10 protein-coding genes are annotated in these 12,814 nt (G+C 73.1%); 6 read left to right on the top strand and 4 right to left on the bottom strand.

Features of this window, described 5'->3' with window-relative positions:
• Positions 1-72: 72 nt before the first annotated feature.
• Both OHA72_RS60505 and OHA72_RS60500 read left to right on the top strand, forming a co-directional pair.
• Positions 73-2,400 (top strand): putative bifunctional diguanylate cyclase/phosphodiesterase, encoded by a 2,328-nt coding sequence (locus OHA72_RS60505; RefSeq protein ID WP_327005103.1) that lies wholly within the window; start codon positions 73-75, stop codon positions 2,398-2,400.
• Positions 2,397-4,211 carry a diguanylate cyclase domain-containing protein gene (locus OHA72_RS60500; RefSeq protein ID WP_327005102.1) on the top strand — a complete coding sequence of 605 codons (1,815 nt, stop codon included), beginning with the start codon at positions 2,397-2,399 and terminating at the stop codon, positions 4,209-4,211. Before OHA72_RS60505 ends, OHA72_RS60500 begins: the two co-directional genes overlap by 4 nt.
• On the opposite strand, the gene OHA72_RS60495 is transcribed toward OHA72_RS60500, so the two are convergent.
• On the bottom strand, positions 4,190-4,393 hold the full coding sequence (locus OHA72_RS60495) for a hypothetical protein (RefSeq protein ID WP_327005101.1): 204 nt from the start codon (positions 4,391-4,393) through the stop codon (positions 4,190-4,192). The genes OHA72_RS60500 and OHA72_RS60495 overlap by 22 nt on opposite strands.
• Positions 4,394-4,589: 196 nt before the next feature.
• Between OHA72_RS60495 and OHA72_RS60490 the strand changes: the two genes are divergently transcribed.
• Positions 4,590-5,441 (top strand): aldo/keto reductase, encoded by an 852-nt coding sequence (locus OHA72_RS60490; protein WP_442788796.1) that lies wholly within the window; start codon positions 4,590-4,592, stop codon positions 5,439-5,441.
• A 686-nt stretch (positions 5,442-6,127) separates the two neighbouring features.
• Here OHA72_RS60490 and OHA72_RS60485 read toward each other — a convergent pair.
• Genes OHA72_RS60485 through OHA72_RS60475 form a run of 3 tightly spaced genes read right to left on the bottom strand, consistent with a single transcriptional unit; the run spans position 6,128 to position 9,527 of the window.
• Positions 6,128-7,396, bottom strand: a complete 1,269-nt coding sequence (locus OHA72_RS60485; protein ID WP_327005099.1) for an aldehyde dehydrogenase family protein — start codon at positions 7,394-7,396, stop codon at positions 6,128-6,130.
• 47 nt (positions 7,397-7,443) lie between these two features.
• Positions 7,444-8,268 (bottom strand): class I SAM-dependent methyltransferase, encoded by an 825-nt coding sequence (locus tag OHA72_RS60480; RefSeq protein WP_327005098.1) that lies wholly within the window; start codon positions 8,266-8,268, stop codon positions 7,444-7,446.
• Positions 8,265-9,527 carry a glycosyltransferase 87 family protein gene (locus OHA72_RS60475; RefSeq protein ID WP_327005097.1) on the bottom strand — a complete coding sequence of 421 codons (1,263 nt, stop codon included), beginning with the start codon at positions 9,525-9,527 and terminating at the stop codon, positions 8,265-8,267. The genes OHA72_RS60480 and OHA72_RS60475 overlap by 4 nt, the downstream gene beginning before the upstream one ends.
• Positions 9,528-9,700: 173 nt before the next feature.
• On the opposite strand from OHA72_RS60475, the gene OHA72_RS60470 reads away from it, so the two are divergent.
• The 3 genes from OHA72_RS60470 to OHA72_RS60460 are packed head-to-tail and all read left to right on the top strand — an operon-like array spanning position 9,701 to position 12,725.
• The gene (locus OHA72_RS60470) at positions 9,701-10,012 is read left to right on the top strand and encodes a hypothetical protein (protein ID WP_327005096.1); all 312 of its coding nucleotides are present in this window, start codon (positions 9,701-9,703) and stop codon (positions 10,010-10,012) included.
• Between the two features lie 4 nt (positions 10,013-10,016).
• Positions 10,017-11,483 carry a diguanylate cyclase domain-containing protein gene (locus tag OHA72_RS60465; RefSeq protein WP_327005095.1) on the top strand — a complete coding sequence of 489 codons (1,467 nt, stop codon included), beginning with the start codon at positions 10,017-10,019 and terminating at the stop codon, positions 11,481-11,483.
• Between the two features lie 9 nt (positions 11,484-11,492).
• The gene (locus OHA72_RS60460) at positions 11,493-12,725 is read left to right on the top strand and encodes an RNA polymerase sigma factor (RefSeq protein WP_327005094.1); all 1,233 of its coding nucleotides are present in this window, start codon (positions 11,493-11,495) and stop codon (positions 12,723-12,725) included.
• The last annotated feature ends 89 nt before the right edge of the window (positions 12,726-12,814 follow it).

Here is a 12,814-nt window from a genome sequence, read left to right as displayed (position 1 = left end):
GCAACCCGGCGGGCAACCGCGACGCAACCACCCGGAGGTGGACTCAACACAGATCACCGACAGGAGGCGCGTGTGCACACAACGAAACGGGTGCTGCTCGCCTTCGGCGCGGCCGGGATCGTCGCGTCGTCGCTGACGAGCGGGCGGGTCGGCCACGTGATCTGGCTGCTGACCGCGATCGTGTGCGCTTCGCCACTGCTCGTGCGGGTCTGGCGGGACCGCGCGACGGTCGCGGCGCCGTGGCGGCTCGTCGTGGCGGGCGTCGCGGTGCGGCTCGCGTCGGACGTCGTGTGGTCCGTGGAGGACCTGCGCCACGACGGGGCGATCCCGTTCCCGTCCTGGAACGACATCGGCTACCTGCTGTCCTACGGGCTGCTGATGGCCGGCCTGGTCCGCGCGACCGGCGGGCGGGCCCGCACCGCGCTGCTCGACGCGTCGATCATCGCGGCCGGCCTGGCGCTCGTCGACTGGATGGTCCTGGTCCACCCGTACCTGCACCACGCCGACCAGGGCGGGCCGGGCGCGACCGCCCTGGCGCTGCTGTACCCGGTGTGCGACCTGGTGCTGTTCGCGACCGGGGTGCGGGTGCTGTTCACCGACGCGATGCAGAGCTGCGCCAACCGCCTCGTCCTGCTCGGCCTGGGGCTGCTGCTGGCGGCCAACTTCATCTTCTTCGCCCACGCCGCGACCGGCGCGACCCGGTCGGTCGACCTCGTCGACAACGTGCTGTGGCTGCTGTCGTACCTGGCGCTCGGGTTCGCCGGGCTCCAGCGCGAACGGCCGGGGTCCGCCGCCGGGGACCGCGCCGCCGACGGCCAGGCCATGTCCCGCGCCCGGATCATGACGTTCGCGGTCGCCGCGCTGATCGGGCCGCTGGCGTTCGTCGTGCAGCAGCGCAACGGCGACGGTGACCACCTCCTGGTGCCGGCGGTCGTGTCGGCGGCCCTGTCGCTGCTGCTGGTGCTGCGCCTCGGCGGCCTGGCCCGGGTCGCGCAGCGCCGCTCCGCGGACCTCGACCTGCACGCCGGTGAGCTGGAGCGGCGCGGCCGGGAACTCACCGAGGCCCTCGCGGAGCGGGAGACCCTGGAGCACCAGCTGCGCCACGGCGCCCTGCACGACCCGACCACCGGCCTGGCCAACCGGGCGCTGCTGACGCAGCGCATGGAGTGGGCGCTGACGAGGAACGACGATCAGGGCCGGCACGCGCTGATCCTGCTCGACCTGGACCGCTTCACCGACGTCAACGACGCCCACGGGCACGGCTTCGGCGACGACGTGCTGGTCGCGGTCACCGCCCGGCTGCGGGGCGTCGCCGCGCCCGCCGACACCCTGGCCCGGCTCGGCGGCGACGAGTTCGCGCTGTTCGTCGAGGACGTCGACCCGCTGCGCGCCGGGCACCTCGCCGAGCACCTGCGGGCGGAGCTGAAGGCGCCGCTGACGATCGGCGCGCGGACCGTACACCTGACCGCCAGCCTCGCACTGGTGCACCTCACACCGAGGGCCGCGCCCCGCGACGCGGTCGCCGACGCCGAACTGGCGCTGCGGGCGGCGAAACGCGCCGGCCGGGACCGGGTCAGCGTGTACCGACCGGAGCTGCGCACCGCCCGCGAGACGTTCACCCGCATCAGCGCCGGGCTGCGCCACGCCGTCGACCGCGGCGAGCTGGCCGTGCATTACCAGCCGGTGGTGGAGCTGCCGTCCGCGCGGATCGTGGCCGTCGAGGCGCTGCTGCGGTGGACGCCGCCGAGCGGGCCGGTGCCGCCGCTGGACTTCATCCCCGTCGCCGAGGAGACCGGGATGATCGTGCCGATCGGCGCGTGGGTCCTGGAGCAGGCGTGCCGGGACGCGAAGGACTGGCACGACCGGCACGGCACGTCGCTGACGGTGAACGTGTCGGTGCGGCAGCTCGCCGAGCCCGGCTTCGCCGACCAGGTGCTGCGCACCCTCGCCCGGACCGGGCTGCCGGCCGCCGCGCTGGTCCTGGAGATCACCGAGTCGGTGTTCGTCGGGGTCGCCGACGACGCGGCGCCGCTGCTCGCCGCCCTCGACGGGCTGCGCACGCACGGGATCCGCGTCGCGATCGACGACTTCGGCACCGGGTACTCGTCGCTGTCGTACCTGACGCAGCTGCCCGTCGACATCCTCAAGATCGACCGGTCGTTCGTGCCGACGGACACCGCGGCCGCCGGCGAGGACCACGCGTTCACCCGCGCGGTGCTGCAGCTCGGCACCAGCCGGCACCTGTCCGCGATCGCCGAGGGCATCGAAACCCAGGAGCAGGCGCGGCTGCTGCACGACCTCGGCTGCCGGCTCGCGCAGGGCTACCACTTCGCCCGGCCCGGACCGGTCGCGCAGGTGGACGCCGCGTTCCTGCGGCTCAACCCGGCGCTGACCCCATGAGAGCGCAGCTGCGGCGGGACCCGGCGCTCATCGCCCTCGCCGCGGCCTCCGTGCTGCTGGTCGTCTGCCTGCTCACCGGTACCGGCGGCGTGCGGCTCTTCTGGTCCGCCCTGCCGGTGTACGACCTGCTCATCTGGGTCTTCGCGCGGCGGGTCGCGGCGATGCCCGGCCTGCCGGAGGACGCGCGCAGGTTCTGGCGGCGGGCCGGGCAGGCCGCGGTGCTGTTCGTCGTCGGCGACCTCAGCCAGACCGCCGTGGCGTGGCTGCACCCGGGACCCGCGGCGGCCGTGCCGAACTCGTTCCAGGCCGCGGCGATCGTCGCCGGATCCTGCTGGCTGATCTGGGTCATGGTGACCCACCCGGCGCACCTGCCGTCGACGGCGGTGAAGGTGCGCTTCTGGCTGGACGCGGGCGCGGTCCTCATCGGCGCCGGCGTGCTCATCTGGCTGCTGCTCCTGCCGCACACCGGCATCGGCGGCTCGCCGGTCGCGCTGCTGCTCGGCACCGTCATCATCGCCATCACCGGGTTCTCCGCGGTGAAACTGGTGCTCAGCGGCAACGCGCCGCTGACCGTGCTCGCCGCCGCGCCGATGCTGGCCGCCGCCGTGATCCAGGGCAGCGTCGGCGCCCTCGTCACCGCCGACGGCACCCACCAGCGCCTGCTGCTGGCCGCGCAGGTCCTGCCGGCGGCGCTGCTGGCGCTGGGCCCGCGGCTGCAGGAGCACTCGGTGCGCCTCGACCCGGTGCGCTCGGTACGCCCGGCGCGGCGGCCGTACAGTCTCCTGCCGTACACCACGCTCGTGGGGCTCTTCGCGGCCCTGCCGATCGTGCTGCGCGACGGGACCGGCCCCGACGTGTGGCTGCTGCTCGGTGGGCTCGCCGCGACCACGGCCCTGGTCGTGACCCGCCAGCTGCTGGCGTTCCGGGAGAACGCGGCCCTGCTGTCGGAGCTCGGCGCGCAACGGGAACACTTCCGGTCGCTGCTCGCGCACTCCACCGACATCACCTCGATCGTCGACGTGACCGGCGCGCTGACCTACGTGACCCCGGCGACGGAGCGGCTGCTGGGCAAGTCACCCGCGGCGGTGCTCGGCACGACCGTCGCCTCCCACATCCACCCCGACGACCTGCCGGCGTTCGCGACCGCGATGGACACGCTGCGGGCCACCCCGAACGCGTCGGTGAGCTACCAGGTCCGCTACGCGCACGCCGACGGCTCCTGGCGCTGGCTGGACGTGGTCAGCCGCAACCTGCTGCACCTGCCGAGCGTCGGCGGCTACGTCAGCAACGCCCGTGACGCGACCCAGGCCCGCCTCCTGCAGGACGAGCTGCGCCACCAGGCGACCCACGACGGACTGACCGGCCTGGCCAACCGGGCCCTGTTCGACGCGCACCTAGCCGCCGCCGCGTCGCACCGCGTCGCGGCGGTCCTGCTGGTCGACCTCGACGACTTCAAGGTGGTCAACGACACCCACGGCCACCACGCTGGGGACGCGGTGCTCGTGGGTGTCGCCGAACGGCTCGCCGCCAGCGTCCCCGCCGGCGGGACCGCGGCCCGCATCGGCGGGGACGAGTTCGCGGTGCTGCTGCCGGGCTCCGACGCGCGCGACGCGGACGCCGTCGCCCGCCGGTTCCTGGACCTGCTGGACGTGCCGGTGGTGGTCGACGGTCACCGGCTGCTGGTGCGGGCGAGCATCGGCGTCGTGGACGGCGACCCGAAGGCCGCCGAGGCGCTGCTGCAACGCGCCGACGCCCGCATGTACGCGACGAAACGCGAAACTCAGATGTCTCAGATGTCTTCGTCGAGCTGAGTCGCGCGGCGCGCCTCGCGCACCAGCTGCCCGGTCGAGTCGACCGCACCGTCGTCGATGCGTCCGCCGCGCGCCTCGTGCACGGCGCGGCTCTGCGCCAGCTCGTATTCGCGCCGCGCGGCCGCTTTGGCCTGGCCCTCGGGGCTGTCGGGGTCCACCCCGGTCGGGTCCTGTGCGTTCATCGGATCACTCCAAACGGGTTCGCCTTCGCGTGAGGGGCCACGATACCCACTCCCGTCGGCTCGAATCCATAAGCAATTCACCACGCATCCCACCTGACATCCCAGCTACCGGATGTGGAATACCGCCGCACCGTGGATAGGTTCGGCTGGGTACCTGCCTTTCGTTCTTAGGAGATCCCGCCGCATGTCAGAGCAGATCAGCGCGCACGCCGGGGCGGCCGGCACCATCGACCTCGGCGGTGACCTGACCGTCAACCGGCTCGGCTTCGGCGCCATGCGCATCACCGGCACCGGCATCTGGGGCGACCCGCCCAGCCGCGCCGACGCCGTGGCGGTCCTGCGCCGCGCCGTGGACCTGGGCGTCAACTTCATCGACACCGCCGACTCCTACGGCCCCGACGTGAGCGAGGAGCTGATCGCGGAGGCGCTGTACCCGTACGCCGACGACCTCGTCATCGCCACGAAGGGCGGCCTGGAGCGCCCCGCCCCCGGCGAGTGGACCGCCAACGGCGACCCGGCCCACCTGCACAAGGCCCTCGACGGCAGCCTCCGCAAGCTGCGCCTGGAGCAGATCCCGCTGTACCAGTTCCACCGCCCCGACCCGAACGTGCCCCTGGAGGACTCGATCGGCGCGCTCGTCGAGGCCAAGGAGGCCGGCAAGATCCGCCACATCGGCGTCTCCAACTTCACCGAGGAGCAGCTGCGGGTGGCGCAGCGGCTCACCCCGATCGTGTCGATCCAGAACCGGTACAACGTCGACGACCGCGGCTCGGAGTCTCTCGTCGATCTCTGCGAGCAGGAGCAGATCGTGTTCCTGCCCTGGGCGCCGATCCAGGACCTTGACGGGGTGACCGCGGTCGAGGAGATCGCGGCGCGGTACTCCATCACGACGCGGCAGTTGGTGCTGGCGTGGCTGCTGGGCCGGTCGTCGGCGATTCTGCCGATTCCGGGTACTGGGTCGGTCTCTCATCTGGAGTCGAATGTTGCTGCTGCCTCTGTTGCATTGACGCCTGCGGAGGTTGCGGCGATTACGGCTGCTACGGGCTGAGGTTTCCTGTTTTCACCCCCAGGATCGTGTGGTCGTCTTCCTGCTGGGCGTCCGCTTGGGGGTACGCCGCCTGGAGTGGTTCCTGGTGTCGGTCCTCGGGGCTCGGTGGTTTCGCGCAGCCTCCGGCGGCGCGGACGGGTAGCGCGGTTGCCGTCCGTGCCGTGTCGAGGTGATGCCAAGCCAGGTCCGCGCTCACATGATCCAGCGCCGTCGAGGTCGTCATTCGGTGGTGCCACACCGTCGCTGGTATCAAAAACCATCGCAAATCACCCAAACCGCGGTGCGCCCGAGGCGCGCACCAAGATCCAGCCCGCCCGCCGTCTTGATCGAAGGCTCCGGGTGGTCGTCCGGACGGCCACCGCCGTCCTTCGATCATGGGCCGGGACGGAAGATCGCCGTCCGAGCGCTGGTACTCCCCGGTCTAGTGATCGATGGTCTTCGCTCTTTGACTGAAAACGGTGTTGTAGCACCGAATGATGCGCCCGACGGCGCTGGATCATGTGAGTTCGGACCTGGCTCGGGATCACCGCAACTACGGCACGGACGGTGACCGCGCTACCCGTCCGCGCCGCCGCAGGCTGCGCGAAACCACCGAGCCCCGAGGACCGACACCAGGAACCAGTCCAAGCGGCGCACCCCCACGCGGACGAGCAACCGCAAGACGACCACTGGATCGTGGGGGAGAACTAACCCGCGATATCAGCAACCCGGGAAGCAGGCACCACCACATACTGCCGCAACGACAGATCCCGGAACGTCACCGGCCCCCGAGGACCAGGCACCCGGTCGATGTTGATCCCCGTCTCCGGAAGCGCGAGCAGCTTGAACCCGTCCAGCAGCCGCGTCGTCGCGTTCCAGAACGCCCCGGTGCCCGAATACGCCGCCAGGAACTCGCGGGCCGCGGCGGCGGACTCGGTGACGATCCCCGCCGCCAGCCCGGACGTGGCGTCGTTGGCGAGCTGCGCCGCGGCGAGAGGGCCGGACACCGGCGCGATCGTCACCGTCGCCTCGTCGGCGGAGTCCAGCGCCCACTCGTAGCCCAGCGCGTGGCTGTGCGGCGGCAGCGAGGCGGCGATCGACGGGGTGCGGGCGGCCAGGGTGGACACGATGCCGGGGACGGTCGAGGACCACAGGGACTCGTGGACGAGCAGGAGGTTGAGCCGGTTGCACACGCCGAGGCGGTCCAGGCCGGCGTCGATGAGGGCGGCGGCCTTCGCGGGGTCGGCGGCCTCGTCGAGGTAGAGCACGCCGCCGCCGTCGGCGTGGGCGAGAGTGCGCACGCCGTGCAGGGCGGCGCGCTCGGCGAGGCTGCGGGTGGAGTCGCCGCTGCCGCGCAGGATGACGAGGGGGATGAGGCCGGGCTGCGAGACGAGGGCCTCGGCGGAGTCGCGGCCGCGGGCCCGCACGAGCTGCACGGCGGCGGGGTCGAGGCCGGCCTCGGCGAGGGCGGGCGCGACGACGGCGTCCATGAGCGCGACGGCGGAGGCCAGGGCGGCGGAGCCGGTCCGCAGCACGCCCGCGTTCTGCGACTTGACCAGCTGCGAGGCGACGTCGACGGTGACGTTGGGGCGGGCCTCGTAGTTGGCGCCGATGACGCCGACGGGGCGGCGCCATTCCTGCAGGACCAGATCGCCGTCGAGGGTGCGGACGGTGCGCTGCGCGGGCTCGGCCTCGACGCCGGCGAGGATGTCCAGCTGGGAGGCCATCGCGGTGAGGCGGGTCTCGTCGAGCTTGAGCCGGTCGAGCAGGCCGCCGCTCATGCCGTCGGCGACGGCCGCGGCCTGGTCCTCGCGGTTCGCGGCGAGGATCTCGTCGCGGGCGGTGACCAGGCGGCGGGCCATGCCGCGCAGCGCGTCGTCGATGGTCTTGGCGGGGGCCGCGGCGAGTGACGGCGCGGCGGCGCGGGCGGCCTGCGCGGCCGCCGTAACGGCATCCCGAGATGAGTCAGCGGACACGGCGGCACTCCCCAGACAAGCAGCGGCGAAAAGGGAATTCTAGAGCGTCACCGTTTGCGGGCCTGGAGGGTGTACGTCTGCGGCAGCCGCCACGGGCGTTCGGCGAGGCGGTGCTCGCCGTGCTCGTCCGCGACGGTCCGTCCGGGCAGGGCGTCCCACGGGGCGCTGTCGTGCTCCTGGAGCATCGTGAGGTCCAGGCCGGCGTCGAACAGCGCGGTGACGATCTCGCCGAGGCCGTGGTTCCACTGGTGGGTGACCGTGTTCTGGAACTTCACGTCGGTCTCGACGTAGGTGCCGTCCTCTTCCCAGACGAGCGGCTCGGCGCGTTCGAAGTATGCCTGGTCGACGGCGAGCAGACCGTCGGCGCGGGTCTCGTCGATCGCCCACAGCATCGGGTGGCCCTCACGCATGAAGAGCCGCCCGCCGGGTCTGAGCAGCGCGGAGACGACACCGGCCCAGCGCCGGATGTCCGGCAGCCAGCAGATCGCGCCGATGCCGGTGTACACGAGATCGAAGGTCCCCTGATCGAGCACCTTCGGTGCGTCGTACACGTCGGACTCGACGTAGCCGATCGGCGCCGCGGTCGCCGCGGCGAGGTCGCGGGCCTGCGCCAGGGACGCGCCGGAGAAGTCGAGGCCGGTGACCTGCGCGCCGAGCCGGTGCAGCGACAGCGTGTCGGTGCCGATGTGGCACTGCAGGTGCACGGCCCGCAGGCCGCCGAGCTCGCCGAGGCGCGGCAGGTCGAAGCGCACGACGTCGCTGAGATACGCCGGGTCGTCGATGAACCGCTGCCGGGAGTAGCCGGGCGACGCGGCGTGCGCGGGGGCACGCTCGTCCCATTGGGCGCGGTTGAGGCGCAGGTATTCGGTCACACGGTCGAACCTGCCACGACCGGCGCCGGCTCGACAGCGGTTTTCGCCGGCCGCAGCCACAGCGCGGCGAGGACCAGCAGTGCGATGCTGACCAGGGTGTACGTGTCGCCGACGAGCCGTTGCACGCCGTGCCACGTGGTGGGGTCCTCGATGTCGGGTAGGTGCCACAGCAGCCCGCGCGGCGCGGCGATGTGCTCGCCGCGGCCCTGCATCGGCCAGGCGAGGAAGGCCATGACGAGCACCCCGGGCAGCCCGGCGGCGAGCCATCGCAGGCGGGCGGGGACCTGCGCGGCGACGGCGGCGGTCGCGACGAGGACCGGCACGATCCAGGCGTAGTGGTACGTCCATGACACCGGCGAGATGAGCAGGCCGGTGAGCGCGGCGCAGGCGACCCCGAGCAGTTCCTCGCCGCGCCGGTGGGCGGCGAGGGCGACCGCGAACCCGGCGACGGCGACGAGCAGGGCCAGGGCGTAGTAGACGCCGGTCGAGCCGGTCCACCGCGCGGCGAGGGTGTGCAGCGACTGGTCGAGGGAGCCGCCGAGCGCGGCGTCCTGCGTGACCCGGCCGGAGCTGGCGAACATGCCGGTGAACCAGTACTGGGCCGAGTCGCGCCAGTCGGCGGCGAAGCCGAGGAGCGTCAGCGCGGCGAACACCCCGGTTGCCGTCGCGGCGGCCCGGAACTGGCGCGTGATCAGCAGGTACACGATGAAGATGCCGGGGACGAGCTTCGCCGCGGTCGCCACGCCGATCGCGGCGCCGCGCAGCCGGTGCCCGTCGGGCAGGGCGAAGTCGGTCAGGACGAGCAGGACCAGGATCATGTTGATCTGGCCGTCGTTGAGGTTGGCCTGGACGGGTTCGAGCCACAGGCTGCCGGCGGCGAGGGCGAGCGCCGCACCGGTGAGACCGGCCCGCCCGCGCAGGCCCGCCATCCGGAGGCTGAGCAGGCAGACCACGACGAGCGAGACGATCGTCAGCGCGTTGAGCGTGACGAGGGCGTGGGTGCTGCCGAGCCGGGACAGCTCGTCGAAGGCGAGCAGGGTCACCGGCGGGTACGTGAACGGCCAGTGCCCGGCGGTGAACGCCAGGTCGTAGACGTGTTCGTGGTGCCGGAACGCGGCGCCCGCCTGCACGTAGACCTCGATGTCGGGGTCGTCCAGCTGCGGTCCCTCGAGCCTGGCCACCTGCAGGTAGCTGCCGAGCGACACGGCGAAGGCAAGCGCGCCGGGCAGGAGCAGCCAGTCCGGGAGGGTCCGTCTCACGATCCGCAGCGTGCCACGCCGCGGCGCGTCGCAGAGGTGGCCCAACGGTCGGGATCCACGGTCTTGTGGCGGCCGCGGCACGCCGACCGGCCGAGCCCGGCAGGGGATGGAATGGCCGGGGTGACCGTCCAGTCCCCGGCACGCTCACCCTGATCACTGCTACGCATGGCCACATGTACAGATGGGCGTTGCTTGCCGGTGGTGCCGCGCTCGGCGGGTTGGTGTGGCTGGGTGAGACCACGCACGTCCGGGCGGTGCTGACCGGCCCGCCACCGGGTGACCTCGCGGGGCTCGGGCTGTCGGACCGGGCGCCGTCCGGCGGCCTGTTCCCGATGGACCTGGCGCTGTGGGTGTTCCTCGCCGTCGCCGCGGCCGTGCTGATCCTCGGCGTCGTGCGGTCCCGGGTGAGGCGTGCCACGTTCCGCCCGGATCCCGCCGACGCCGCCGATAGGACCTCGTCGACCGGCGACGCGGTGGGGAGGTGAGCACGTGCCCGCTGCTTCACGGCTCCGCGAGGCGGCGGTCGCCATGGTCGCCACCGTGGCGCTGCTGGCCGCCGCGCTCCGGCACCCCGGCGGCACCCTGATCGGCTGGGCCACCTGCGTGCTGACCCTCGGCGTCGGGCTGCGCTGGCTGCAGTCGGCCAGCCCGGCGCAGGGCCGGATGCGGGTCGGTCTGCGGCTGCTGGGCGCCGGGTTCTTGGCCTGGTCGGCGGGGCAGCTGGTGTGGCTGCTCGGCCCGCCGCAGGTGGCGACCGCCGTCTTCAACGTCTCGGCGGTCCTGATGGCCGCCGGCGCCGCGTGGATGGCGGCGACCCGCCGGCTCGGCTCGATCCGCGCCGCCCTCGACGGGCTCATCATGGCCGCGAGCCTGTGCTTCATCAGCTGGGCCGTGATCCTCGGCCCGTTGTACCGCGCCCGCGACGACAGCGCCGCCCCCGTGGTCAGCGCCGCCGCGTACCCGCTCGGGGACGTGCTCATCGGCAGCATCACCCTGCTGATGCTGTACGAGACCCGCGGCCCGCGGCGCCGTTCCGTGGCGGTCGCGGCGGTCGGGCTGCTGTTCGTGTCCGCCGCCGACACCGCGTACGCCTCGCAGGTGTTCGCCGGCACGTACCAGGTCGGCAACGTCGCCGACCTGGGTTGGTTCCTGGGGTTCGCGATCGTCGGCGTCGGCGCGCCCCGGCCGGCGGAGATCGACGGCAGCGCCGCCATGGTCATCGAGGGCCGCACCTGGGACCACCTGCCGTACCTGCCGTTCGGCGCGGCGCTGTGCACCGGCGTCGCGGCGTACTTCGTGCAGGGCGGCCGGGTCGACGGGGTGCTGTTCCTGCTCATGATCGCGATGACGGTGCTGATCCTGGTCCGGCAGCTGCTGGCGCTGCGGGACAACCGGCTGCTCAACCGGCGCCTCGCGGAGGTCGTCGACGACCTGCGCCACCGCGCCTACCACGACCCGCTGACCGGGCTGCCGAACCGGGCGCTGCTGCTGGACACCCTCGAACGGCGGCTCAAGGCGGGCCGGCCGGTCGCGCTGCTGTACGTGGATCTCGACGGCTTCAAACCGGTGAACGACACCCACGGCCACGAGGCCGGCGACCGGGTCCTGAGCGCCGTCGCGGACCGGCTCGCGGCGTGCGCCGGCGTCGGCGGTGACCTGGTCGCCAGGATGGGCGGCGACGAGTTCGCGCTGCTCGTGCCGCCGGTCGCGGCCGACGACGTGGCGCGGCGGGTCATCGCGGCGGTCGGCGTGCCGGTCCAGGTCCGCGGCGCCGCCGTCACCGTCGGGGCGAGCGTCGGCATCGCCCGGTACCCGCGACTCCCGGGGCAGCGGGCCGGGGTGGGGGACCTGATGCGCCACGCCGACCTGGCCATGTACGCGGCGAAGCTGCGCGGCCGCAACCGTGCGGTCACGTTCACCGCCGAACTGGAACCGGTGTTGCCGGTGCCCGCATAATCACCGGTTGTGGACGTACGCGACACGGTCGAGGCGGTCTTCCGCATCGAGTCGGCCCGGCTGGTCGCCGGGCTGGCCAGGATCGTGCGCGACGTCGGCCTCGCCGAGGAGCTCGCCCAGGACGCCCTGGTCATCGCGCTGGAGCAGTGGCCGGCGAAGGGGGTGCCGGACGACCCGGGCCCGTGGCTGATGGCGACGGCGAAGCACCGGGCCGTCGACGTGCTGCGCCGCCGCGCCAACTACGAGCGCAAGCTGGCCGTCCTCGGCGCCGCCGACCCGGCCGTCGAGGACGAGCCGGACCTCGACGACCACATCCACGACGACCTGCTGCGCCTGATCTTCACCGCCTGCCACCCGGCGCTGAGCACCGAGTCGCAGGTGGCGCTGATCCTGCGGACCCTCGGCGGGCTCGGCACCGGCGCCATCGCCCGGGCGTTCCTGACCACCGAGGCGACCGTGTCGCAGCGCATCCTGCGCGCCAAGCGGACCCTCGCCGCGGAGCGCGTGCAGTTCGAACTGCCCGCCCCGGCGGAGCTGCCGGCGCGGCTGTCCGCCGCGCTCGGCGTCGTGTACCTGATCTTCAACGAGGGGTACTCGGCGTCCGCCGGAGACGACTGGGCCCGCCCGCAGCTGTGCGAGGAGGCGATCCGCCTCGGCCGGGTCCTGGCCGGTCTGCTGCCGTCGGAGCCCGAGGTGTACGGGCTGTGCGCGCTGATGGAGCTGCAGGCCGCCCGGATCCGCGCCCGCACGGCGCCGGACGGCACCCCGGTGCTGCTCATGGACCAGGACCGGCGGCTGTGGGACCGGCTGCTGATCCGCCGTGGCCTGGCGGCGCTGACGGCGGCGGAGACCCTCGGCACGCTCGGGCCGTACGGCCTGCAGGCCGCGATCGCCGCCTGCCACGCCAGGGCGCTGCGCCCCGAGGACACCGACTGGGCGCGGATCGTCGCCCTGTACCGGCTGCTGGCACACGTCGCGCCGTCGGCGGTGGTCCGGCTCAACCTGGCGGTCGCGGTCGGCATGGCGTCGGGACCCGCGGCGGGCCTTGAGCTGCTCGACGAGCTGACCGCCGCCGGTGCCCTGACGTCCTACCCTTACCTGCCGGCGGCCCGCGGCGACCTGCTCGACCGGCTCGGTCGGGCGGAGGAGGCCAGGGCCGAGTTCGCCCGGGCCGCGGCCCTGACGGGCAACGCGCGGGAGCGCGACCTGTTCCTCGCCAGAGCCGCCACGCCCTCGCAATAAACACCCTCGGTCATCGGATGAATATCGAAACTCACGGCGCTTGTGTTTCGTGGGTGCGGACTGGTAGACATCAGACCTCCGATGTATTG

It is taken from the genome of Dactylosporangium sp. NBC_01737 (assembly GCF_035963215.1).
GTDB lineage: Bacteria > Actinomycetota > Actinomycetes > Mycobacteriales > Micromonosporaceae > Dactylosporangium.
This window is presented reverse-complemented; position numbering and strand designations above follow the sequence as displayed.

Excerpts from the sequence above, each read along its gene's own strand:
- OHA72_RS60495 (WP_327005101.1), bottom strand. The coding sequence starts at position 4,393 with ATGAACGCACAGGACCCGACCGGGGTGGACCCCGACAGCCCCGAGGGC.
- OHA72_RS60470 (WP_327005096.1), top strand. The coding sequence starts at position 9,701 with ATGTACAGATGGGCGTTGCTTGCCGGTGGTGCCGCGCTCGGCGGGTTG.
- OHA72_RS60500 (WP_327005102.1), top strand. The coding sequence starts at position 2,397 with ATGAGAGCGCAGCTGCGGCGGGACCCGGCGCTCATCGCCCTCGCCGCG.